General features: G+C 58.9%; 11 protein-coding genes and 10 pseudogenes. 5 read left to right on the top strand and 16 right to left on the bottom strand.

Annotation, left to right across the window (positions count from 1 at the left end; all coding sequences use genetic code 11):
- Window positions 1–8: 8 nt before the first annotated feature.
- The 3 genes from tnpB to NKI50_RS29835 are packed head-to-tail and all read right to left on the bottom strand — an operon-like array spanning window position 9 to window position 997.
- A complete protein-coding gene (tnpB, locus tag NKI50_RS29845; RefSeq protein WP_352718558.1) occupies window positions 9–362 on the bottom strand; it encodes an IS66 family insertion sequence element accessory protein TnpB in 354 nt (117 codons plus the stop codon).
- The gene (gene tnpA / locus NKI50_RS29840) at window positions 343–816 is read right to left on the bottom strand and encodes an IS66-like element accessory protein TnpA (RefSeq protein WP_352718576.1); all 474 of its coding nucleotides are present in this window, start codon (window positions 814–816) and stop codon (window positions 343–345) included. The genes tnpB and tnpA overlap by 20 nt, the downstream gene beginning before the upstream one ends.
- 31 nt (window positions 817–847) lie before the next feature.
- Complete coding sequence (locus NKI50_RS29835) at window positions 848–997, bottom strand: hypothetical protein (protein WP_352718556.1); 150 nt, start codon at window positions 995–997, stop codon at window positions 848–850.
- A 425-nt stretch (window positions 998–1,422) separates the two neighbouring features.
- On the opposite strand from NKI50_RS29835, the pseudogene istA reads away from it, so the two are divergent.
- Window positions 1,423–2,933: pseudogene (istA, locus tag NKI50_RS29830) on the top strand (IS21 family transposase).
- A gap of 12 nt (window positions 2,934–2,945) precedes the next feature.
- Window positions 2,946–3,701, top strand: coding sequence for an IS21-like element helper ATPase IstB (gene istB, locus NKI50_RS29825; protein ID WP_352480784.1), 756 nt, complete (start codon window positions 2,946–2,948; stop codon window positions 3,699–3,701).
- 537 nt (window positions 3,702–4,238) lie between these two features.
- On the opposite strand, the gene NKI50_RS29820 is transcribed toward istB, so the two are convergent.
- Genes NKI50_RS29820 through NKI50_RS29810 form a run of 3 tightly spaced genes read right to left on the bottom strand, consistent with a single transcriptional unit; the run spans window position 4,239 to window position 8,956 of the window.
- Window positions 4,239–6,941 (bottom strand): lyase family protein, encoded by a 2,703-nt coding sequence (locus NKI50_RS29820; RefSeq protein ID WP_352718553.1) that lies wholly within the window; start codon window positions 6,939–6,941, stop codon window positions 4,239–4,241.
- Complete coding sequence (locus NKI50_RS29815; protein ID WP_352718550.1) at window positions 6,938–7,996, bottom strand: cysteine synthase family protein; 1,059 nt, start codon at window positions 7,994–7,996, stop codon at window positions 6,938–6,940. Before NKI50_RS29815 ends, NKI50_RS29820 begins: the two co-directional genes overlap by 4 nt.
- A 24-nt stretch (window positions 7,997–8,020) precedes the next feature.
- A complete protein-coding gene (locus NKI50_RS29810) occupies window positions 8,021–8,956 on the bottom strand; it encodes a GHMP family kinase ATP-binding protein (RefSeq protein WP_352718548.1) in 936 nt (311 codons plus the stop codon).
- A gap of 632 nt (window positions 8,957–9,588) precedes the next feature.
- Here NKI50_RS29810 and NKI50_RS29805 point away from each other — a divergent pair.
- Window positions 9,589–10,609 (top strand): annotated as a pseudogene (locus NKI50_RS29805) (IS110 family RNA-guided transposase).
- Window positions 10,610–10,998: 389 nt separating this feature from the next.
- Here NKI50_RS29805 and NKI50_RS29800 read toward each other — a convergent pair.
- The 5 genes and pseudogenes from NKI50_RS29800 to NKI50_RS30615 form a co-directional block, all read right to left on the bottom strand.
- Entirely contained in the window at window positions 10,999–11,736 is a 738-nt protein-coding gene (locus tag NKI50_RS29800; RefSeq protein ID WP_352718545.1) for a class I SAM-dependent DNA methyltransferase, read from the bottom strand.
- A 609-nt stretch (window positions 11,737–12,345) separates the two neighbouring features.
- Window positions 12,346–13,293 (bottom strand): annotated as a pseudogene (locus NKI50_RS29795) (transposase family protein); the annotation flags it as partial.
- A 75-nt stretch (window positions 13,294–13,368) separates the two neighbouring features.
- A complete protein-coding gene (locus tag NKI50_RS29790; RefSeq protein WP_352718542.1) occupies window positions 13,369–13,719 on the bottom strand; it encodes a hypothetical protein in 351 nt (116 codons plus the stop codon).
- An 833-nt stretch (window positions 13,720–14,552) separates the two neighbouring features.
- A pseudogene (locus NKI50_RS29785) lies at window positions 14,553–14,646 on the bottom strand (IS6 family transposase); the annotation flags it as partial.
- 102 nt (window positions 14,647–14,748) lie between these two features.
- Window positions 14,749–15,003, bottom strand: a pseudogene (locus tag NKI50_RS30615) (hypothetical protein); the annotation flags it as partial.
- A 683-nt stretch (window positions 15,004–15,686) separates the two neighbouring features.
- Between NKI50_RS30615 and NKI50_RS29775 the strand changes: the two are divergent.
- Together NKI50_RS29775 and NKI50_RS30610 are read left to right on the top strand one after the other, a co-directional pair.
- Window positions 15,687–16,775: pseudogene (locus NKI50_RS29775) on the top strand (IS110 family RNA-guided transposase); the annotation flags it as partial.
- 6 nt (window positions 16,776–16,781) lie between these two features.
- A pseudogene (locus NKI50_RS30610) lies at window positions 16,782–17,174 on the top strand (IS66 family transposase); the annotation flags it as partial.
- A gap of 24 nt (window positions 17,175–17,198) precedes the next feature.
- Here NKI50_RS30610 and NKI50_RS29770 read toward each other — a convergent pair.
- The 5 genes and pseudogenes from NKI50_RS29770 to NKI50_RS29750 all read right to left on the bottom strand — a co-directional run.
- Window positions 17,199–18,469 (bottom strand): annotated as a pseudogene (locus tag NKI50_RS29770) (recombinase zinc beta ribbon domain-containing protein); the annotation flags it as partial.
- Between the two features lie 476 nt (window positions 18,470–18,945).
- Window positions 18,946–20,126, bottom strand: a pseudogene (locus NKI50_RS29765) (acetyl-CoA C-acetyltransferase).
- A gap of 48 nt (window positions 20,127–20,174) precedes the next feature.
- Window positions 20,175–20,804 carry a 3-oxoacid CoA-transferase subunit B gene (locus tag NKI50_RS29760; RefSeq protein ID WP_352718574.1) on the bottom strand — a complete coding sequence of 210 codons (630 nt, stop codon included), beginning with the start codon at window positions 20,802–20,804 and terminating at the stop codon, window positions 20,175–20,177.
- 30 nt (window positions 20,805–20,834) lie between these two features.
- Window positions 20,835–21,518 (bottom strand): annotated as a pseudogene (locus tag NKI50_RS29755) (CoA transferase subunit A); the annotation flags it as partial.
- 373 nt (window positions 21,519–21,891) lie between these two features.
- Window positions 21,892–22,707: amidohydrolase (locus tag NKI50_RS29750; RefSeq protein WP_352718540.1), on the bottom strand; the 816-nt coding region annotated here is incomplete at its 5' end.

Genomic DNA, 22,707 nt, shown 5'->3' with positions numbered 1-22,707 from the left:
GAGAGCCCTCAACCCGCAACCTGATATTGCCGCACCGGATGGCGGACCATCGCATCGATGTCGATACCGTCGAGGATCCAGTGCAATTGCTCGGTCGTAAGCGTGACCACCGCTGCCTCCCAGCGCGGCCACCGGAACTTGTCCTCGGTCAGCCGCTTCAGGACCAGCACAAAGCCCGACCGATCGAAGAACAGGAGCTTCATCCGGTCGCGACGGCGATTGCAGAACGCAAAAACCGCCGGAGCAAACGGATCGAGCGCCATCGTCTCTTGGACCAGAACCGCAAGGCTGTTGATGCCGGCCCGGAAGTCGATTGGCTCGCGTTGCAGGTAGACTTTCAGGTCAGCGCCCAGTCTGAACATGACCCAGTGCTCCGATGGTCGCCGTCAACGCATCCACATCACCGCATTCCAGCGTCAACTTCACGCCGTTCGGCAGCGACGCGCTCACCTTGGCTGGAGAGGAAAAAGGCGCTGTCCTTTTCGATGCCGACCTACGTGCCCCATCGCAAGTCCCCGGCAAATCCAACGCAGCCATGCTGCTCTGTCGCAGCAAGGCCCGATCGGAAGTGCTTTCAATCTGAACCGGAATGAACGCCGATGGTGGGGGCTGTGGGAGGGACTGGGTCTCCGCCCGCTTCTTTATCCACTTCCGAAGAAGGTTCGCATTGACCCCATGTTCGAGCGCAAGCCTCGATACCGACACGCCAGGCTCAAGACAGGCCGAGACAAGACGGTCCTTCGATGCCGGGTCGTATCGGCGTCGCCCGTCCCGACCGACAAGCCTCACCCGCAGTTTCTGCTCATCTTCTTCCATCACAAGGTGTCCACCTATTTTGGTGGACACCTCATGCATCAGAGCACTCAACAGCAAAAGGTGCGGGGAAATTCGCGCTTACGTCGAACTGCGCCAATTGCAGGATTTTTAGATCGAAAACGTCGAGCTGCGTTTGCCAGGCCTCACAAAGAATCGCATCCAGGTCGAGAGGCGGGAGCATGTCTGTCATCTCTTTGTATCAGCGTCGCAGGAGGATGTCCGGCCGATGGAAGTTCGCGCGCCGCATACTATGCAAGCGGTCTCTACACACGACGACACCTCGACTTGCGCGCTACAGCGACGTCGGCAACCCGATCGTCGGCGCCTGGCCCGGATAGGGACGAAGCGCGCTGTAACGGACCCGCCGCCTTCGCGGCTGTCCAAGCACTTTCACCCGCATCGCGCAAGCGTGGCTGCGGATTCCGACGTGAAGCCGGCCGCCATTCCGATCAAACACCGGCCACCATTCCGGTATGAAGCCGGCCACCATTCCAACCAAAGACCGGCCAGTTTTCGGCACTGAAGATTACCTCCTGGGTAAACTTTGGCATCAATTGCCTCGCGATGAACGGGGACATTTTGATGCCGGCAAAGAGAAGGCTGACCATGAGACAGTTGAGACAAATGCTTCGGCTTGCCGGAAGCGGGACCAGTTCCCGCGAGATTGCGGTCGTGCTGGGAATAGCACGCAGTACGGTGCAGGATAATCTGCGGCGCGCAGCGACAATGGGGTTGAGCTGGCCCCTGCCAGGCGAGCTGACCGATGACGCGCTTGAGAGCAAACTCTTCGCTCGCAATGGCGTCAAACAGGGCACGCGGCGGCGCACAGAGCCGAACTGGGCCCATCTTGCCGTCGAGCTCAAGAAGCCGGGCGTCACGCTCCTCATCTTGTGGGAGGAGTATCGAGGAAGTCATCCCGACGGATTGGCTACAGCCGGTTCTGCGAGCTCTTTCGCAGCTTCGAACAGCGGCTTTCCCCGACGATGCGCCAGGAACACGCCGCCGGCGACAAGGTCTTCGTCGACTATTCCGGCAAGAGGACCCCGATGGTTGATCGAGACACCGGCGAGATCCGTGAGGCGGAGATCTTTGTGGCGGTCTTGGGAGCGTCCAGCTTCACCTATGCCGAAGCAACCTGGACCCAGACACTGCCTGATTGGATTGGTTCACACGTCAGGATGTTTCGTTTTTTTGATGGCGTTCCCCGACTGATCGTCCCCGACAATCTGAAGTCGGGCGTCAGCCGCGCCAGCTTCTACGATCCCGAGATCAATCGCAGCTACGGCATGATGGCATCCCATTATGGCGTCGGCGTTCTTCCGGCACGGCCGCGACGGCCGAAGGACAAATCGAAAGTCGAGAACGGCGTGCGTTTCGCCCAGTCATGCATTCTGGGGCGGCTGCGCAACCAGACCTTCTTCTCGCTGGCCGAGGCCAATGCCGCCATTCGCCAGGCACTCGATCGCATCAATGATCACGTCATGCGTCGGCTGGGCGTCAGTCGCCGGCAACTGTTTGAGAGCGTCGAGCGTGCTGCGCTCGCAAGCCTTCCGAGCAAAGACTACGAATTCGCCGAGTGGCGTTTGGCCCGCGTCTCGACGGATTACCATGTCGAGTTCAAGACCTTCTTTTATTCCGTACCGCACAGCCTCATTCGCCAGCAAGTCGATCTGAGAGCAACGGCACGCACCATCGAGATCTTCCACCGCGGCAAGCGCATTGCCGTCCATCAGCGCCGCTATGGCGGCCCTCGTCATGGGACTGATCCGGATCATATGCCCAGCTCCCACCGGCGATATGCCGAGTGGACGCCGGATCGTTTCCGTCGCTGGGCCGCATCCGTCGGCCCCGAGACGGAAGGCTTGGTTGTCGCAATCCTCGCCAGCCGCCCACATCCTGAACAAGGCTTTCGAACATGCCTGGGTGTCCTGCGCCTGTTTCGCGATGTCACACGCGATCGCGCCGAAGCCGTGTCAGCCCGCGCTGTCGAGATCGGTGGGCTGAACTGCAAGAGCATCGCCTCGCTCATCGCCAATCACAAGGCCGCAAGGCATTCCACCGAACCGACCGCCATCGTCGATCACGCCAATCTGCGTGGCCCTGATTACTTTCATTGAGGAGACACACCAATGCTTATCCATCCGACCATCGACATGCTGCGCGAACTCGGCCTTCATGGCATGGCCACCGCCTTCCAGGAACTCGACGCACAATCCGAAGCACGCGGCCTCGAGCATGGCGAATGGCTTGCCATGCTGCTCGAGCGCGAGGCTACCATGCGCCGCCAGAAGCGTTTCGAAGCCCGCGCCAGAGCTGCAAAGCTTCGCCATGACGCACAGATCGAGAATGCCGACTTTCGTGCCGCACGCGGGCTTGACCGCAATCTGTTCATGGCGCTCGCCGGCTGCGACTGGATTCGCAAGCATCACAGTCTTCTCATCACCGGGCCGGCGGGCGTCGGCAAGAGCTGGCTGGCCTGTGCGCTAGGCCACAAAGCTTGCCGAGAGGATTTCTCCGTCGCCTATCACCGCGTTCCCCGGCTGTTTGCAACACTTGCCCTCGCGAGAGGCGACGGACGTTATGGCCGGATCCTCAAGCAACTCGCCAAAACCGACCTTCTCATTCTCGATGACTGGGGACCGGAAAAACTCAATGATGACCAGCGGCGTGATGTGCTTGAGATCATTGAAGACCGCTACGAACGCCGATCGACAATCGTCACCAGTCAGCTGCCACTGGATCACTGGTACGAGATCATTGCAAACCCAACTCTGGCCGATGCCATCCTCGACCGCCTCGTTCACAACGCCTATCGCATCGATCTCACCGGTGAAAGCATGCGAAAACAGCGCTCGCCAAGAGCGACCGAAACAGCGCAAGCTTGACCTGAAACGAAACCCAATCCAAACATCAACGAGACCCAGGATCAGTCCGAAAAATGGCCGGCTTCAAATCGGAACACCGGCCGGAATGAAATCGGAATGACTGGCCGGCTTCAAATCGGAATCGATGGCCGGCTTCGTCGGAATACGCACGTGGCTGCGTGCGATGTTGCTGATCCGGCCATGATGTGCGGCGCCGAGGCCGACTAATATAATGCATACGCGAATTGAGATCTCACAGACCTTGACCCGCATCACTCAAGGCTGGCCAGCATCCGAGATCAAAGCGCTCATGCCTGGAGCCTCAAGCCTGGCGACATGGGCTGACCGCTTACACTCAAAGGCTGGCCTTGGCCAATCTTAGTGCCGCGGCCGGGCCTGGATGATCGCGACGGCGCAGCAGGATACGCGACCTCTCTCCTCACGCCAGTCAGCGGCGTCGTTCAATCCCGATACAATCAGCTCGGGTTACGCTCTGGTCCGCAACCCCTGTCCGGTTCCCCAGAACCCCGTCAGACTTTGGCCACATACTCCACTCCTTCAAGTGGATCGATATCTATCAATGAGTTCTTTCACCCTCGCTTTGCAGTGCACCTCAGCGTGCGCCCAGCGTTCCGATATCTCGGCGCATTTCAGCTGCATGTCCCGAAAAAGCGCTTTTGCTACGGAAAGCTGGTCGTCGGTTGATCTTTTTCCGGGTCCTCCTCCGAACTGTAGAGCGTCCCTGCATTCTTCAAGACTCGCCGGCAACACATCAGCGAGTTGGCTGGCAAGCTCGCTTCGGCGCTGCGCGACGCAGCTATCCTGAGACAGGCGCTGGGCGATCTCCCCAATTTGTGTGTGGGCCGTCCTGAAAGGGATGCCTCGCGACGCCATCCGTTCGGCGGCGACGGCCGTCATTGATGACCCGTCTTCCAGATATTCGCGCATAGACTTCACGTTGAACGACATGTATTTCACGATAAGCGATGTGAGGATGATGGCCCTCTTCAGGGCATCTTCTGCGAGTCCCAATGAAGAGCAGCCGTAGTTGCTCGTTTCGATCGAGTTGCTGAATGGCGATTTGCAGGTGGCTGTTGCCGCGGAAACGTAGGCTCCAACCACGGTGCTAGCCGATCCCTTGATGTGTTCAAGCAGAAACGGGTTCTTCTTTTGCGGCAGCATGGAAGACCCGCCGGCAAGATAGTGAGGAACATCGATGAGAGCAAACTCCCGTGTCGTCCAAACCTGCAGGTCCTGGGCCACACGGCTGAGCAAGATTGAAACGCCAGCAAAGATTGAAAGCCCTTGCAGATAATGATCGCGGCTTGCGACAGCATCGAGTGAGTTGAATGACGGTAGTTCGAATCCCAGAAGATTTGCAGTCTTCAAGGGATCTATAGGCATGCTGGTGCCTCCGCCGGCACCAGCTCCCATAGGACAGTTACTGATGTCGTCCAGCAGGCAATGGAGGCGCTGGCGCTCGCGTCCCAGAGCGAAGAAGACGCCAAGCAGGTAGTGCCCTGGCGACCCAGGGAGTGCGATCTGGTATTGACTGTACAACGGGGCCACAAGTCTTGATGCCTCTTCCGCTCGCTGAAGGAGGGCATCTTGTGCAATTCCTATTTCTCGGGAGATGGAACACGCGGCCTCCCGGAGAGCCAGGAGAGAAATGGTCGCGTTCAGGTCATTGCGGGACCTCGCCAGGTGCAGCCAGCCGGCCTTTTCCAGGCCAGCTCTGGCCGCAAGTTCGGCTTCATAGGCAAGATAGAGGCCACGCGGAGCATCGCGGCCCTCCAAAGATTGAAAGCCCTCGTCCTGGAGGTCCAAGATATGCTTGAGGAGATCGGCAGCGTCTGCCTGGCAGACCAAGCCTTGGTCCGCGAGCATCACCAGATGTGCTTCGTCTATGGTCGCTTGGTGCTGCAGAAGGCGGCCGTCACGCGAGAGTTCGATAGGCGGGGCGAGCAACTTCATCGCTTCAGGATGTAGGTGCCACCTGCCCTCGCTTGACCCAGCGACTTGCGTGTTGTCCGATTCGCCAGCGGCCGGCTCGATATCGATCACAAGGGAATCGATCATCCGTTCAGCGCCCGCGGTGGCGGCATTGAGTTCATCAGCGACGCCTATGGCGTAGGCTATCCGGTCTCTGAAGTCGCCATTTATTTGAACTTCCTCCCCCTCAGATTTCAGAAAACCCGCCTCGGGCGTTGTCGGGTCTGATTTTCGAGAGAAATCCAGGCGTTTGAGCTTGCCGGATTTGCGAGCGAGTTGGAAACGGATGGCTCCCGCCCTTGCGCTCGCCCGTGGAGGCGTGAATCCTTCTCCCGCGTAAAGTCTAATCACCATGTCAAGGACTGACGTTCCCAGGACGTGGGAGAGCATGACTGGAATCATTCCTCCAGCTAGCCTTGGATTGACCTCAATGATGACAGGCCCCGACTCTGCTATCACGAACTCTACATGAGCCGGTCCGAACCTCAGGCCCAGCGCAGACACCGCTCGCTCAGCAAAGGAAGCCAGTTGCTTGAGGGACGGCTCCGGAAGCGGGGCCGGGAAATCGTGCCCTATCTCGACGAAGCAGGGCGCCGGCCCCTTATGCTTGGCAAGAATTCCAAGACAATGCAGCGTCCCATCGTACGCAATTATCTCTGCAGAGTATTCCTTACCCTCGACATATTGCTGGATGAGGATGTCGGGACTGGGCAGATCTACTTGATCGAGCAGTGCGCTCCGTGCGCTCTCAAACGCCTTGATGGCGGCTGCGGCACTATCGCACAACCTCACGCCGCTGCTACCACTTCCGGACACCGGCTTGACGACCACCGGTAGAGTGGCTTGGGCAAGAATATTCTCGACGTCTCTGCCGGAAGTGGCCAGCCGTGTTTCAGGGATAGTGATTGATTGTCGCTGTAACTCGGCCGCTTGCTTCCATTTGTTCCGGCATGTGGCTATAGCCTGCGGATTCGCAGCTGATAGCCCCATCGCCATCGCGGCACTTGACGCTGCTTCCACAAAATAATCCGACGACGAGTATATTCCTGCCAGGCCTCTTAATTTGGCGGCGACCCCGATGAGTTCGTCTGGACTGCGCGTTTCAGCTTCGATCACTTGGGCGACGGAGTGCTTAAGAAACGGATAGCGCGCAGGATTGCGGGTAACGAGGAAGGTCTCAAAGCCCAGGAGTCGGGCCCGCTTCAGCAATAGTTCGCCAGTGCCAGTCGTGTTGCTTTCCACGAAAAGGAAGCTACCTCGGTTCATCATGAAGTCTGCTCCAGCGCCTTTAGGACAGCTTCCCGGCTTTTCCGCTTCCAAAGATATCGGTTCCATGGTGGGAGGGCGGTCGAGGGGTGATTTTCGGTTGCCGGCGCGTCCAGCGATACATTTTCATTCAGACATGCGTTCTGCTTGACCCACTCGGGGTCGTATGCAGTTTCGACGTAGCGGTGGCCTTCATCAGGACATATGACCACTACGGTCTCTTCTGGATACTGCCGGGCGCGCCAGCGCCCAACGATGTAGCTCGCTCCGGAGGTCGGACCGGCGAAAAGGGCGTGCCGCTCGTGAAGGGTTCGCGTTGCAGCAAATGCGAGCGGAGCTGAGATGAGATGCACCTCGTCATACAGTTCATGCTTCACGTTCTTGGGGACAAGACTGTTCCCAAGCCCCCGCAGTTTCCGTTCGCCATCCTGTTGGCCAAAAATGACGCTATTGAAGGTGTCCACTCCAATCAGGCGCGCGCCAGGGGCTTTTTGGCGGAGACGCTCTATCGTTCCGCAAGTAGAGCCGCCTGACCCCACAGAACCGACCAACGTTACGTCGGCGTCCAACACCCCCGATATCTGATCGGCGAAGAGCTTATAGGCTGCGGGGTTATCGGGTGTTTCGTATTGCCGGGGCCAGAAACAGGACTGACCCAACTGTCTCATCCTAGCGTGTAATGCGTCGAGGCGGCTTCTTTGATAGCCACCCTCCTTCGCCTTTTCAGTTATTATGACGACTTCGGCTCCCAAGGAGCTCAACCTGTTTTCCAGGCCTTTGTCCATCACTGGGTCTGTGAAGATTTCGAGCTGGAATCCACGTTCCCGGCAAACTACGGCCAAACCCAGCGCGAAAGTTCCGCTCGATGTCTCGAGAACTTTCATGCCGTGCGTCAAAGTCCCTCGTGCCAGCGCTTCCTCAATGATGTACTTCGCCGGGAGAAGCTTCATGAACGCGAACTGCGCCAGATACAGGTTCGTCTCACACCTAATAATGCTGGGGAGAGCATAGGCATCAGAATAGCCAGAGAATGGCAGGTATTTGCGAACAGCGTCCATATTGCTTACCTCACCAGCAGCCAGTCACATGGTCAGATATATTTTTGGCGAGTTGTCGAACGGCGATACATGGGCGAGCACGGACCGAAGCTTTGGTGGAAAGTCAGCCGCCATTCGATCAAGCAGGATTCCAATCATTGTGCCGCTGTGCGCGACGATGATCCCGAGAGCGTCAGTGGCCTCGGATGCTTTCAGCATCGAGTTCAGATGCTCCTTTGGAGCCCGCTCCTGATGCAGGAGCGCGCTGGACGTAGCTATTCTGCCTATCGTCGCAGTATCACCCTGCGGAATTGCTTTCCGTGCGCGATTGAGTAGTTCTTGATATTCTGCTCTGCAACTGCTGGAGATTTCCCCTCGCCGTTGATCATAGTCGACGGTTTCGACCGTGCCTCCTTCATCGATACCTACGATTGCAAGCGGCGGCATTTGCCCGAGGAAGGAGAGCAGGCGACATGCTCGCTGTTGATATGCGACCACACCCGGATACATCACTCCGTCGGATGGCTCGATCTCCGCCATTAGGTTCTCGATCAATGATGTCCGGACTCTACGCTTGAAGCAGCAGGCGATTGACCGTGCAGCCGCAACAAGATCCGCAGACGAACTCGCCAGCCCTTTGCCTTCGGGGAGCTCAGATTGTAAAAGCAGAATTCCTCCAGAGGCGCCGAGTGCAATCACGAGATTCTCAGCCAGTCGTTTTGCTTTGACTTTATGCGACGGATAAACGGTTACAGATCGTGTGCCTGCAATCGGCATGAAGTGAGCTCGCGCAAAGAGCGCGATGGGCATCGTGACCAAGAAATGAGGGTCCCGGAGAACGGAGCCGACCGGTAACTGGCCTTGTAGCAACTCGCCGAATGTGCCGCAACAAAGAGCCTCGCCAGTATGAACCCTTGGCTGCTGCCCGTCCTCGGCGATAATCTGGGCCGCATCCGCGCCCTCGAACGTCTGGTGATACATGTATGGCCTCCAAACTTCATCGGCGGCCGCTTTGAGAAGTTCTCTAGTCGACATGCTCGCCCCGCTTCCTGCAGGCTCGATGGAACTAATGGAATGCTGGGTCGGCATGTCACCTTCCTTGGGTGTGCTGATATGTGATTTGCTGCGAGGACGCGAAACTTGGACCATCAGAGCACGGCTCCTGTTTCAGTCGAGATACGAATAAGTAACCAGGTGCCGGCTGCCTAAACCCCGAGTTTGGGTGAACGTACCCTTTGTCACGATTAGCGGGTGCAAAGATTCTGTGAAGTTGCTTGTAAGATCTGTTACACAGTTTGATGAGTGGGGCGCATGACGGCGGTGGATGCGACGTTCAAGGGACCATTTTGCGAGGCAGTGACGTTGCTTTTTGCGCGCTGATGCCTGGCCGCCCCGGCTCATTCGTTGGCCCTGACGTACATCGCAGATCGCCAGCGGCAGATGCCTAGCATCGACATCTTGCCCTGCCGAGATCACAGCGTCACATACATGGTGTAATCGCGGGCACGAGCCCCCTCTGGATCAGATCATGATCTTGGAAGGTGGCTGCTTCCCGAATGATGAGATACGGGCTCGCGACTGGACGCCGGGCCCAGCATCAATGGACAACAGCCATGACAGAGTATATCGGTCTCGACGTGTCAATGAGAGAGACGGCAATTTCGATCCGTCGCGCGGGTAAGCGGATCTGGCGCGGGAAGTGCGCCTCTGATCCCGCCGCCATAGCTGAACTTATTCGCACGCGAGCGTCAAATGCAGAACGCGTAATGTTCGAAACGGGCCCTCTCTCGGTATGGTTCTATCATGCACTGCGCGCCGAGGGACTGCCTGCCATTTGCGTCGATGCTCGTCACGCCAAAGCGGCGCTCAACATGGCCGCCAACAAAACCGATGCCAATGACGCCGATGGGCTCGCGCATCTGGCGGAGGTCGGTTTCTTCCGCGAAGTCCGAGTAAAGGGCTTCTACAGCATGCTTTCTCGGACATTGGTCGCGGCTCGAACGAAACTCATGCGAACGACGCTGGACGTGGCGAACCAGATTCGGGGATTGATGAAGACGTTCGGCCTTATCGTTCCGTGCAGCATGGGTGGCAAGTTTGAGGTGCACGTTCGCTCCCTCTTGGCCGACAACGCCGACCTTTCGAGAATAATCCTGCCCTTACTTGAAGCGTGGCGTAGCCTGCGCCTCCAGGCGGCTAGGTTGGGGCAGCAGCTCCTCGCCGAAGCGCGTAGAAACCAGAAATGTCAGTTGCTGATGTCGATGCCCGGCGTTGGTGCGATCACAGCCACTGCCTACCTAACTGCCGTCGAGGATCCAGCGAACTTCAAGCGATCGCGCTCGGTGGGCGCCTGGCTGGGGTTGACGACGCGGCGCTACCAGTCGGGCGAAGTAGACTATGACGGCCATACCTCCCGACGCGGAGACACCTATGTGCGTTCGCTTCTCTATGAAGCTGCGGTAGTGATCCTGACTCGCAGCCGGGCGGACAGCGACTTGCGCAATTGGGGTATAAAACTACGCGAGAAGATCGGCTTCAAACGGTCCGCTGTCGCTGTCGCCCAAGCTCGCCGTCATCATGCATGCGATGCTCCGCTCCGGTGAGCTCTTCAACAGGGCGGTGGCCATCGCCTGACTCTCAAGCTCTGCAGGGCCCATGGCGTGAAGAGGAGTCCCTGCCGGGACCGAGGCTGGTCCATTCCGTTAAGACCGTTGCACCACGAGTTTGCTCGGAGCGTGCGAGACATACATTGGAAGGACCATCCCGCGAAGCCCCATGATGAGGCGACCCATGTCGACCGCGTAGACGACCGTGCTCCCGGCAAACAACCTCCCGCACCAAAAAGGCGCTTGCAAATCTCGCTATTAGACGACGGTCTTACCGTGTAAACGACACGCAAGCCGATTATCACGAGGCAATGCTAGCGCATCCAGAGCTGCGAACAGCGAATATCCCCAAGACTGCTAAAGCGATACCCACAATTGACGCTATTTTAGGCCTTTTGGCCCTGGAAGGTCCCTGGATTACGGGCTGCTTCGGCGGTAGACTGAGATGTGACGTTTGGATCGTTCGGTGAACGCACCTCTCGACCAATCTCCCCACCGCTCCGTCAGCTCCAGCCCCGCGCATTCAGCCATGGTATCGAGCTCCTGGTGATAAACGTAACGAACGCGTTGCGGTAAACGTTTGACCGACGTACCAGAAAACCAGAGGAGGGTTGAAATCAAGTTCTGGTTTAGCGGATCGTGGACAGACACATTGACGATCGTATTCTCATGATCCACTAGCCGCGCCTTTGTAGTTTGGCCGGCGACGAGAGGATTCAAGCCTGGCACCCACAGTTCTATCACCAAAACCCCCTCATCATCTAGCGCCTCCGCGGCAGATCGCAGGCAAGCTATTTGCGCTTCGCGCGTGAAAAGCAGCGGGAACGTGCCATAAACACAATACACCAGATCGTAGCGTTGTTCTGAGCTGAAATCGGCAATGTCCCCCTTCCAAGCCTTGATCAGGTCGGTGCGCCTGGCGAGAAGTTTCAACATGCTGTCCGAGTTGTCGATACCTTCGACCTTGACGCCACGCTCGCTCAACGGCGCTGCCACACGCCCGTTGCCTATACCTAGTTCAAGGGCACTGCCTCTGTTGCAATATCGCTCAAGAAAGTCGACCGTCTCGTCTACATCAGCAACTTTACCTTGGACGGTGCTGTATTCTTCATAGATCGGGGCGTAAATTTCGCCATAACTTAATTCATCAGACATGTTCTATTCTCCTGCAACGTGGTTTAGCGATTTGCTTAACTTGCTTCATCCCGCACTATTCGAAAACTTATTTGCGTTGCCGTTACCGAATACGTCTAGTCTCCCGCCGACCGCAAAACGTGTTCCGTGCAAGCACAGAAGCTTGAAACGATGTCGCGCGAACATGCGCCTGCGACTCGCCGTGCAAAAAGCGGGTCGCCATAGAACTGAGCGCGCATGTTAAGTGACCACGAACTCTGGCTGCTGAAGACAGGAGATTCCAACGCGCCGATAATGTCTCCTGCATTGGCCCGTTCCGTCGCGAGCAACTGGTCGAGAGATAACTCTCTAGCGAAATCGTCTATGCGAACATTGAACGGCTCCATTGCTGGGCGAATGTCGCAGTTCAAAGCGCAAGAGGTGCGCCAACCCAAAAACGGTTTCAATCCAATTCGTCGGCTTTTCGCGTCCGTTTCTGCCTGTTTTCTTCGTCACAACTTTGTCGGGCTTCCAACCATCGGGCAAGCGAAGCCGGTTGCGAAAAGTATCGCGTCTCAGATCATGGTCGAGTAGCTCGTCGGCCCTGAATACGGCTAAAGGCGTTGATATTCCGAACCCGTGAAGACGGGTGGAAGCATCCGATTTCGCCGTTTGCGGCTGGAGTGCTTGCAGGCACCAAGCAAAGCAAAAGAGCGAGAACCCTGAGGATCAGGCGCAGATTTTGGGCTGCGGCGACGAGCAGTGCATTGATCGCATCGCCAGCATGGCCGAGGAGGAAGTTGCGGTCCAGTCGGCCGTCGGTCTTCATGTGACCGATGGTGGCCCTGATGGCCGATCGTCGTTTCAGTTCCGACATGGTGGCCGTCAGGCCACGCTTGCGGCCGGCGATCATCACCGATCCCGCGCCGGCATAGTCGTGGCCGCGATAGCCCTTGTCGACGTAGATGCGGTCCGGGTCGACGCCGCCGATCTCCACCGCCTGATCGACCGTTGCTGCGAGCGTGTGGCCATCATACGGATTGCCCTCGAACGCCTTGGCCGCTAGCACGGGGCCCTCGCGGTTGGTTGCCGCGATCCCGACCTTGCAGCCGAATTCGTAAGGGTTGCGGGCTTTGCCCTTCGAGATGCAGACCACCTCGGGCGCGTGCAGGGAGTAGATCTTGTTCCTGTCCTTCGGCTTCTGCGCCTCTTGAGTTCGCAACGCATCCGGCGGAACTGCCGGGAATGCGCATAGCGACCCGCCCGCACCGCCGCTGCCTTGGCCAACCGCGTGTGGCTCTGCCTGAGCACGATGCCGTACCGCTTGGCCTGACGCACCAGGATCTGGATTGCCTTGAGATAGAGCCGGCTGTCGGTGGGGTGGACGATCGCCTTCCGCTGCACCGTCGTGTCGACGGTGATCCGCTCCAGCGAATCGGGCTTCGCAGTCCCTGTCTCGAGTGCGACGTCGACGCTTGCCTTCAGCATTTCCTCCAGCCCCTCGAGCCCGATCCGCTTGCGCCAGCGCGTCATCGTGCTGGCATCGATCGGCGGCTCGTGCTGGAAGAACTCGAAGCCGCGGAAAAACTGTGGAGTGGGTAGCGCGCGAGCGCTTCACCGGGTCACCGGAGGCGGTCACCCGCCCCCTGTTCCCGCAGAACGTGGCGTGCGGAGCTACCGCACCACGCTCTTCGGCAGTTGGTTTACAGCACCGCCTATTCGCCGCATCAGCTCCCGCAGAGACAGAAGGCTGCGCTTTAGCCGAGATTTTTCGGTGCGCATCCCAACCTTGAAGTTGCCTTTTCGGTTACGCGTGCAGTACAGCGTCAGACCCAGAAAGTAGATGGTTTCCGGGCGGTTCCTGCCGCGCTTGCCCGCGTGTCGCTGCGCGAACCGACCAAATTCGACCAACTTGGTCTTGGTCGGCTCCAGGCTGAGGCCAAACTTCCCCAACCCGTCTTGCGCATTGGTGAGGTGCCGGTCGCAGTCCTTGTCCTTGCGTCCTGCAAGTCGATGCCGACCCATGGTCTGGCTGTGCTCTCTCAATGGTCCCGGTTATGCCATTAGCAGTCACATCTACCATCGGTTGCTGCCACGTTTGCGACAGCATCATCAGCATTCCGCCTATTGAGCCGTTAGGCGGAGGCAACCCTCCAGCCCTCGGATGCGGATTAACCGGTTCGTGTTCCTCAACTATCGGTCCCAGGTTCCAAGCCCGGCTGCGTGACCCGGCCCATTTTGCCGAGCCTCATCCACCTCAACATACGGTCGCCGCTATTCCGGCTGCACCAACATCCCGCGTCCGGCGAGCAGGTTCAGGTCGACAAAACCATTCTAGTCTTCGGCATTTCGCCAGGGGGTGCATCGGTCGTCGGCCCGGAACCGCCAGGGTTCATGAGACCCTGGAGGCATCGGAAAGGGTAAAGAGATGAGCGAAACGTTAGGCCGTTTTCATGACCGTGCCTTCGATGACGACTGCCGATGTTACATACTTTCACAGTGCCACCAGCACCTTGCGCGCCAGCGCGACGATGGTCCCGAGGGGAGCGCAAGGTGCAACTGATTGTGAAAGAGGGGCCGAACTACGTTGTTGCCGACATTGACGCTGTCGATTCAACTGACAATCCCCGCGACGAATTCGCACCGTTGTAGGAATGAATGTTCCGATTTGGCGAGGCGCGAGATCGGAGTTTCCGCTACGCGGAACGTCATGGTTTTGGCCACGTCCAAGTCCTCGAGCACTCGCATCTCGCCGGCGATCTCTTGGGCGCCTAAGCATCGCCGGCGCCGAACCGATACGATAATTGCCTGCAGACACTTCTCTCCTCATTCCAGGCAAACACGATTTCGGTGCCCAAGCGCTTGGCCGCAGGTAAATCCGGTTGTTCGCTGAAGTAGAATTCGACCGTCGCCCATGCTCTCGACGGCGCGGCAAAGATACATCCATTCTCCAATCGGCGCCACGTCTTGGTCGCATGCCTGGACAGCTGGTCTGCCGATCCGGCTTAGAGCGCAATATTCGGCAACCAGCTGTGGCATGATTACAGCCACCGTCTGGGGACCTTGCTGTAGGTGCATCCGTATGCCACCTGCCGGTGACGGATCGCTTGCGCTGGTTTGGACCGCTCCAACAGTTGCGGCGAAAAGTGCACGACCCGCACGGTGGAATGATCGACGATCAGGCCGCGTTCGGCCATCATCTCTTCCAGGCCGCGAAGGCTGGGAGGCGGCAAGGTGCCAGCGCAGGCACAGTAGGATGACACAGTGATCGAAATGACGATTGTCGGGGCCTGAGGCCGCGGAAACCAAATCGCCGCCCTTCCTCGCAAGAAGCTGATGTAGGCATGACTGGCACTTCGGTATTTGAGGAGCCGGTCTTGTTCAAAGGTGCCGCGACAACCTTCACCGGCAGGAAATGGGAGAGAGGGATTTGCTCAAAATGCAGTGGCCTTTGAAACGCCGACTGCACGAAGCGGCGTCGTGAGGCGAATCCGGACGGCAGGCGCCGATATCCTCTTTTAACTGCCTCTTTTGTGACCACATCCGCGATGTGCAGCCCCGGCAAGGCCAAATCAGGACCATTCAGTTCGAGGGCGAGATGAGCAGTGTTGTCAGGACAAACGAAGAAGTCGCAGTCTGCCGCACTTAGTCGTTCAACTGACTTGGCAAGGGTCGCTCGTATCAACGGAAGGGTTTCCCGTTCCCATTCAGGTAGGCTGGTGCCCATCGAAATCGCGTCCATTGTTACATCGGGATGCAAGTGGTCCCCGAGTTTAGACGCACCTGCATGACAAAGTGCCAGATAGCAAAGTGAGGAGCCTTCGGCACTATGTGCAAGAGTTCCTACATGTTTCATGAAGCGCGCCCCTGAATTAATGTACAATTGGACGAATCGGTGGGCTAGAAGTCAACCCCGCGATTTTTCGGCAGCGCGCCAGGCTGATGTGTAGACCTGAGCACTGGCCGCCATCTGATGACCGTCGTAAGACCGTATGTCCGCCTCTGTCGGTGAGGTGGCTCGCCCTACACTGCGCGTCCGAGGTTTGCTCGGCGGGCCGAGCCGATCCCTCATCACAGGAGGACGAGCCGTGGCAGATCATAGGGAAGCATTTGTCGGAATCGATGTCGCGAAGCTGAGGAACGCCATCGCGATTGCGGACGCCGGCCGAGAGGGAGAGGTTCGCTTCTTCGGTGAGGTCGACGCGTCGGATGTGAGCATGCGCCGAGTTATCCAGCGGATCGCCGCCAAGTTCGATCGGGTGTATTTCTGTTACGAGGCCGGTCCGACCGGCTATGGTCTCTATCGGCTGATCCGATCGCTCGGCCATGAATGCATGGTGGTCGCCCCATCGCTGATCCCAAGGAAGCCCGGCGATCGGGTGAAGACGAACCGCCGGGATGCTCTTGCGTTGGCTCGACTGCTGCGCGCCGGCGAACTGACGGCGCTGTGGGTTCCCGATGAAGGTCACGAAGCCAAGCGGGATCTCGTCCGCGCCCGGGCGGCCGCAGTCGAGACGCTTCGCGTCCACCGGCAGCATGTGAGCGCCTTCATGCTCAAGCACGGACGTATCTATCCTCGCAGGAAGGGCTGGACGATGCGCCATCTGCGCTGGCTGCAGGAGCAACCGTTCGATCACCCGGCGCATCAGATCGCGCTTCAGGAAATGGTCGAAGCGATCCGCGTCTCGAAAGAGCGGGTCGAGCGACTTGAGGGTGTGATCGAGGAGTTCATTGCGACCTGGTCCCTGGCGCCGATCGTGCGGGCACTGCAGACCCTGAGGGGCGTAGACCTAATCGTTGCCGTGACATTCGCCACCGAGGTTGGCGACGTGCAGCGGTTCGAGAGCCCACGCCAACTCATGGGTTATCTTGGCCTCGTTCCCGGCGAACGTTCGACCGGCGAGACAGTCAGACGGGGCGGCATCACCAAGGCAGGGAACGGCCGGGTTCGCCATATGCTGGTCGAGAGCGCATGGACGTACAGGCATCCTCCCAAGGTAGGCAAGATGAAGCTGTACCGGCTGGAGCAAGCTCCACCGAAGGTGCGCGAGATCGCATGGAAGGCCCAAACACGGCTGACCGCCCGCTATCGAATGTTGAGCGGACGCGGCAAGAGGACAACGGTGGTGTGCTGGGCACACGTCCGCAGGCGCTTCTATGAACTGGCCGTGTCCGGACCGGCGCCGATCGCCGGCGAGGCGCTGAAACGGATCGCCGAACTCTATAAGATCGAGGACCATGTCCGCGGCCGATCGGCCGATGAACGCCGTGCGATGCGTCAGGAAAATAGCCGCGCTATTGTCGCCGATCTCGAACCCTGACTGCGCGAAAAGCTCGGCCTGATCAGCCAGAAGACAAAGCTCGCCGAGGCGATCCGCTAGACGCTCTCGCGCTGGCAAGGCCTCTCGCGCTTCCTTGACGACGGCCGCATCGAGATCGACAGCAACACAGTCGAACGCTCAATCCGTCCGATCGCGATGCGTGATTCATTATGCACTCCCTTTCTAAGTGTCTGTAAACATTGGAAGCGTGTCCGCGTCAGCAACGCGACACGGGCGGCCTTTCTGTGCGATGGCCGTTTTGATCGACCCCGTCGCCAAGTCGTCGGCACGGATTTGATAGGGTGCGCCAGGAACAACCTGTGCAGCAGGAAGAACGCCGGTTTGATAAGGCGCCGTATCGCGTGATTTGTGACGCCTAAGACCTTTGCTGCTTCCGTCATCGTGAGCCATTCACCGTCTTTTTCAGCGGATCGATAGGCATGGATTCCACGCACGCGCCGAACGGAAGAGACGCGGTGCGCCGTCCAGGTTTTTCCCTGTCCGGTGGGTAATCCCATTTGATTGAGCGACGCGGCGATATGCTCGTCAGACCAGCGACCGGCCATGCTGCGCATCACCGCCAAAGCGTCTTCGGTCGTCGCGCAACAGTGCTCGCCGGCTCGAGGCTTGCGAACACGCACTTCTGAGTGCTGGCCGCCCCGCCAATGGATCATGAGCACGACGTCCAGTACCGCGTCGTCGACATCGACGATGATGTCGGCGATCAAGGTTCGTAGCAACTGCTGGCGCGCACGCATCGTCACATCAGGTCCATTCCAGGCAGCTGACAGGTTTTCTGCCATATTGGCGAAGGCACTGGGATCGACCTCAATGGCCGGTGGCCTGCCAGTAGGCTGGCGGGTTTCAAGATCCCGCAAGCGGCGCAGCGTGGTCTCCCAGCTTTTCTCTAGCTGCGCAGCTATCAGGCGATTGTCGGGATCACAGGCAGCGTAGCGGCGCTCAGCAAGATTGGCCTCGTAACGGGCCTGCTGAAGTTCCAGATCGAGGATCTGGCGTTGATCATCTTGTCGTTCCCGGTGCATCCGCTCCGCCTCGAACGCGGCCTCGATCGCCAAGGGTTCTACCGCCCGCAACAGCTCACGCGCAACAGCCGCGTCAACCCGTGGGCCGCCGAAGGTCATGCACCTGGGCAAGCCCATCATCAGGTTTGGCTTGTCGCAGCGATAGACAGGTCGACTTTGCGGATTTCCTGTATAGGCAACGCTCAGTCGCCGCCCGCACCGTGCACACGTCATGATGCCTGACAGCAGCGCTTTCCCGCCCCGGCCCGATTTTACACCGCCGGCGCGACCGTAGTTGTTGAGTGCCAGCTGCTTCTGGTTTCGCTCGTACTCATCCCAGCTGATATAACCCTCGTGATGACCCTTAATCATCACCTCCCAGGTTGCGACAGGCTTGCCATGCCCGTAGCTTCGCCGCGCTCGCCCGTCGACAGGATATGCCCCAACCTAAATTCATCCCGCTCTAGAGGTAGTCGGACACGAAATACCCGTGCGCTTTTTGAGCCCCCGCGTCTGCGCACCCTGCGGCGCGCAAAGTGCGGTACTCTGGATCGTCGTTCATTCTCCCATCGGGGCCGAATGCGCATAATGCGCGATGCCCATGCGCGAACCTTAGATGTCGAACCGCATTCCTATCCAGTACTCCGAAAATAGCACCCTGCCGGTAGGGAGGAATACCGGCAGGGTGCGCCGCGAAAGTCGCGGTCGCGCGGCGACCGGACAGGGCGGCAGACTGTGCCTTGGCCTAGCAACTCGATACCCGTTTGCTCCGCTCTGAAATCCTCAAGTTAAAGATTCCTGTCACTGGCCCTTCCCCGTTTGATCTGCGGGCTGCTGCTGATAGAAGCCGCCAAGCGGCAAATGGAAAAGCCGAGACGCGACGGCTGCATTGAGACGCTCCGCCAGGCTCACAGCGCTTCGACGCACATGGCGACGCCCATGCCGCCGCCGATGCATAGGGTGGCGATGCCTTTCTTGGCGCCACGGCGGCGCATCTCGAAGACCAGCGTGTTAAAGACGCGGGCGCCGGAGGCGCCGATCGGATGGCCGATGGCGATGGCGCCGCCATTGACGTTGACGATCGAGGGATCCCAGCCCATGTCCATGTTGACGGCGCATGCCTGGGCGGCAAGGCCTCATTGACCTCGATCAGGTCGAGATCGCCGACCGACCAGCCAGCCTTTTCCAGTGCCTTGCGCGAGGCGGGAATAGGTCCGGTACCCATGATCTGCGGGTCGACGCCGGCGGTTGCCCAGGAGACGATGCGCGCCAGCGGGGCCATGCCGCGCCTGGCGGCTTCCGCTTCGCTCATCAGCACCGCACGGGCGGCGCCGTCATTGATGCCGGAGGCATTGGCCGCGGTTACCGTGCCATCCTTGTCGAAGGCCGGTCTTAGCTGGGTCATGGCGTCGATCGTGGCGCCGTGGCGGATGTATTCGTCCTGGTCGACAATGGTATCGCCCTTCTTGCCCTTGACGGTGAAAGCCACGATCTCGTCCCTGAATTTGCCGGCCGTCTGTGTGGCCTCGGCCTTGTTCTGCGAGGCGAGCGCGAACTGGTCCTGATCGTCGCGGGTGATCTGAAACCGAAGGGGGACGTTTTCGGCTGTATTGCCCAGGTGATAGCCGTTGAAGGCATCCCTCAGTCCGTCCTTGATCATGGTGTCTATCAGCTTGAAGTCGCCCATCTTGACGCCTGCGCGCAGGTGCTGGGCATGCGCCGAAAGCGACATCGATTCCTGGCCGCCGGCGATGACCACCTTGGCATCGCCGGTGGCGATCTGCTGCATGCCGAGAGCAATGGCACGCAGGCCAGAGCCGCAAACCTGATTAAGACCCCAGGCCGTGGTTTCCTTGGGCAGGCCGGCAATGATGGATGCCTGCCGGGCCGGGTTCTGACCCTGGGCGGCGGTCAGCACCTGACCGAGGATAACCTCGTCGACCTCGGCCCGCTCGACACCGGCACGCGACAACAATTCGCTTATGACGTCGGCACCGAGTTCATGTGCGGGGGTGGCGGCGGAGGCGCCGTTGAAGGAGCCGACGGCCGTGCGCGCGGCACTGGCAATGACGATGGAGGTCTTGCTCACGATGGCTTCCTCTGTGTTAGAATGGAGCGTTGGCTCCAGCACCAAGCCTCAATTGACGATCGTTGCCTCGGTGGCATTGCGGAGTTCACTGTCGGTGACGCCTTCTGCCAGTTCCACCAGCTTGAGCCCGCCCTCAACGACGTCGAGTACGCCAAGGTTGGTGATGATCCGATCGACCACGCGCTGACCGGTCAGCGGCAGGGTGCAGGCCTTCAGCACCTTGGATTCCCCGGCCTTGCTGGTGTGATCCATGACCACGACCACTCGCTTGACCCCAGCGACCAGGTCCATCGCCCCGCCCATCCCTTTGACGAGCTTGCCCGGTATCATCCAATTTGCCAGATCGCCGTTTTCGGCAACCTCCATCGCGCCGAGGATAGCCATGGCGATCTTGCCACCGCGGATCATCGCGAAGCTCTGCGCCGAGTCGAAGAAGGCCGAATGCGGTAGTGCGGTCACCGTTTGCTTGCCGGCATTGATGAGATCGGCATCGACCTGATCTTCGGTCGGAAACGGACCGATGCCCAAAAGCCCGTTCTCCGATTGTAGCGTCACGCGAACAGCGTCGGGAATATGGTTGGCAACCAGGGTCGGAATGCCGATGCCAAGATTGACGTAGGTGCCGTCTTCAAGTTCGCGCGCGGCCCGTGCCGCCATCTGGTTCCGATCCCAAGCCATTCGTCTCTCCCCGACCTCACGCTGCCGCGGCGTTGTGCGCTGTTCAATTCGCTTCTCGTGCACACCCTGGATCAGGCGGTGTACGTAGATGCCAGGCAGGTGAACGTGGTCAGGGTAGAGGCTGCCGACCGGTACGATCTCCTCGACCTCGGCGACGCAGATCCTGCCGCATGTTGCGGCCGGCGGGTTGAAGTTGCGCGCCGTCTTGCGGAAGACGAGATTGCCCGACGTATCCGCCTTCCACGCCTTCACAATCGACAGGTCCGCGGCAATCCCGGTCTCGAGCACATAGGTCTCGCCGTTGAAAGTCTTGTGTTCTTTGCCGTCGGCGACGACCGTGCCAACGCCGGTCTTGGTATAGAAACCTGCGATGCCCGCGCCGCCTGCGCGCATGCGTTCGGCAAGCGTGCCCTGGGGATTAAACTCAAGCTCCAACTCACCGCTGAGATACTGCCGCATGAACTCGGCGTTCTCGCCGACATAGGACGAGATCATCTTCTTGATCTGCTTCGTCTTAAGCAGCAGGCCCAGGCCAAAGTCGTCGACGCCACAATTGTTCGAAGCGATTGTCAGCGTATTCGTGCCCGCGTCTCGGATCGCGCCGATCAAAAGCTCCGGGATGCCGCAAAGCCCAAAACCTCCCGCGGCGATCATCATCCCGTCAAACAATAGACCTTCGAGCGCAGAACTGGCTTCACTATAGACCTTGTTCATGAAGTTTACCACAAGTGTTGACCACTACTTTAAAGTTGACGCGTATCGCCTTGTGCGATGATCAACAGGACGGATGCTTTTGCAGCGCGAATAGCCTCGCGACTCAACCGCTAAGAAAACGAGTTCTATCGCCTTTCATAGTCTTAGCAGCGCTGTGACTGGCAGATAGTGCGACATTGCTGCGCTGGTCACCGCGCACGTCTCGCCGGATGTGCGGCTGGAGTCCATCCATCCGGCGATCATCATGGCTCAGCCCTTGGTGGGCGGCCGGGGAGCCCGCGCCGCCGAACGGATGACGGTGCCAATGAGCAAAACACGCTCTTGCTGACATCACGATCGAGCGCACCTCACCAACTCCAGTCCGCCCACACAATCAAGTACGCAATACCGTCTCTACCAGATTGACCCAATAGCCGATGCCGTAAGGCAGGGCTTGGTCGTCAAAGTCAAATGCCGGATTATGACACTGAGCCGTCGGTCCATTGCCAAGGAAAATATATGCGCCAGGCCGCGCCTCAAGCATGTAGGCGAAATCCTCCGCTCCTATGCTCGGTTTCATCTTGTCGTTCACGGATGCAGTCCCGACGAGACTGCGTGCCGCCTGGATCGCCAGATCGGTCCCCTCCGCGTGATTGAAGGTCGCTGGAACGGATCGAAGGTACCTGAACTCGATATCCGCGCCGAACCCGCGCGCGATACCCTGAGCGGACGCAAAAATTTCTTGTTCGGCGAAGTCTCGCAGGCCGGATGCGAGGGTCCTGACGGTTCCGGCGATTTCGACCTGATCGGGGATAACGTTGTAGGCTTGTGCCGCACTCAACTTGGTGACTGAGATCACCAGCGACTCCAGAGGATCGGTCTTGCGCGAGACCAAGGTTTGCAGACCGAGAATGATCTGTGCTGCAATGACAACCGGATCGATGGTCCGATACGGGTGGGCCGCATGGCCACCCCTGCCCTTCACGACGATATCGAAGTCGTCTTGCGATCCCATGATAGAGCCATGGCAGATGGCGAATTTGCCCACCTCCAAGCTTGGCCAACAGTGCATGCCAAAAACCTGGGAAATGCCGAAGCGGTCCATGATCCCTTCCTGAACCATCATAAAGCCGCCCGTTGGGAATTCTGGCTCTTCTGCCGGTTGAAAGATCAAGGCAACCGAGCCCTTGAACTTGCGCGTAGACGCCAG

It is taken from the genome of Mesorhizobium sp. M0563 (assembly GCF_040321065.1).
Classification (GTDB): domain Bacteria; phylum Pseudomonadota; class Alphaproteobacteria; order Rhizobiales; family Rhizobiaceae; genus Mesorhizobium.
The sequence above is the reverse complement of the archived record's forward strand: the minus strand, read 5'-3'. Positions and strand labels throughout refer to the sequence as shown.

Coding starts and splice junctions, on each gene's coding strand:
- tnpB (WP_352718558.1), bottom strand. CDS start 362: ATGTTCAGACTGGGCGCTGACCTGAAAGTCTACCTGCAACGCGAGCCA.
- tnpA (WP_352718576.1), bottom strand. CDS start 816: ATGGAAGAAGATGAGCAGAAACTGCGGGTGAGGCTTGTCGGTCGGGAC.
- NKI50_RS29835 (WP_352718556.1), bottom strand. CDS start 997: ATGCTCCCGCCTCTCGACCTGGATGCGATTCTTTGTGAGGCCTGGCAA.
- istB (WP_352480784.1), top strand. CDS start 2,946: ATGCTTATCCATCCGACCATCGACATGCTGCGCGAACTCGGCCTTCAT.
- NKI50_RS29820 (WP_352718553.1), bottom strand. CDS start 6,941: ATGATGAACCGAGGTAGCTTCCTTTTCGTGGAAAGCAACACGACTGGC.
- NKI50_RS29815 (WP_352718550.1), bottom strand. CDS start 7,996: ATGGACGCTGTTCGCAAATACCTGCCATTCTCTGGCTATTCTGATGCC.
- NKI50_RS29810 (WP_352718548.1), bottom strand. CDS start 8,956: ATGTATCACCAGACGTTCGAGGGCGCGGATGCGGCCCAGATTATCGCC.
- NKI50_RS29800 (WP_352718545.1), bottom strand. CDS start 11,736: ATGTCTGATGAATTAAGTTATGGCGAAATTTACGCCCCGATCTATGAA.
- NKI50_RS29790 (WP_352718542.1), bottom strand. CDS start 13,719: ATGGGTCGGCATCGACTTGCAGGACGCAAGGACAAGGACTGCGACCGG.
- NKI50_RS29760 (WP_352718574.1), bottom strand. CDS start 20,804: ATGGCTTGGGATCGGAACCAGATGGCGGCACGGGCCGCGCGCGAACTT.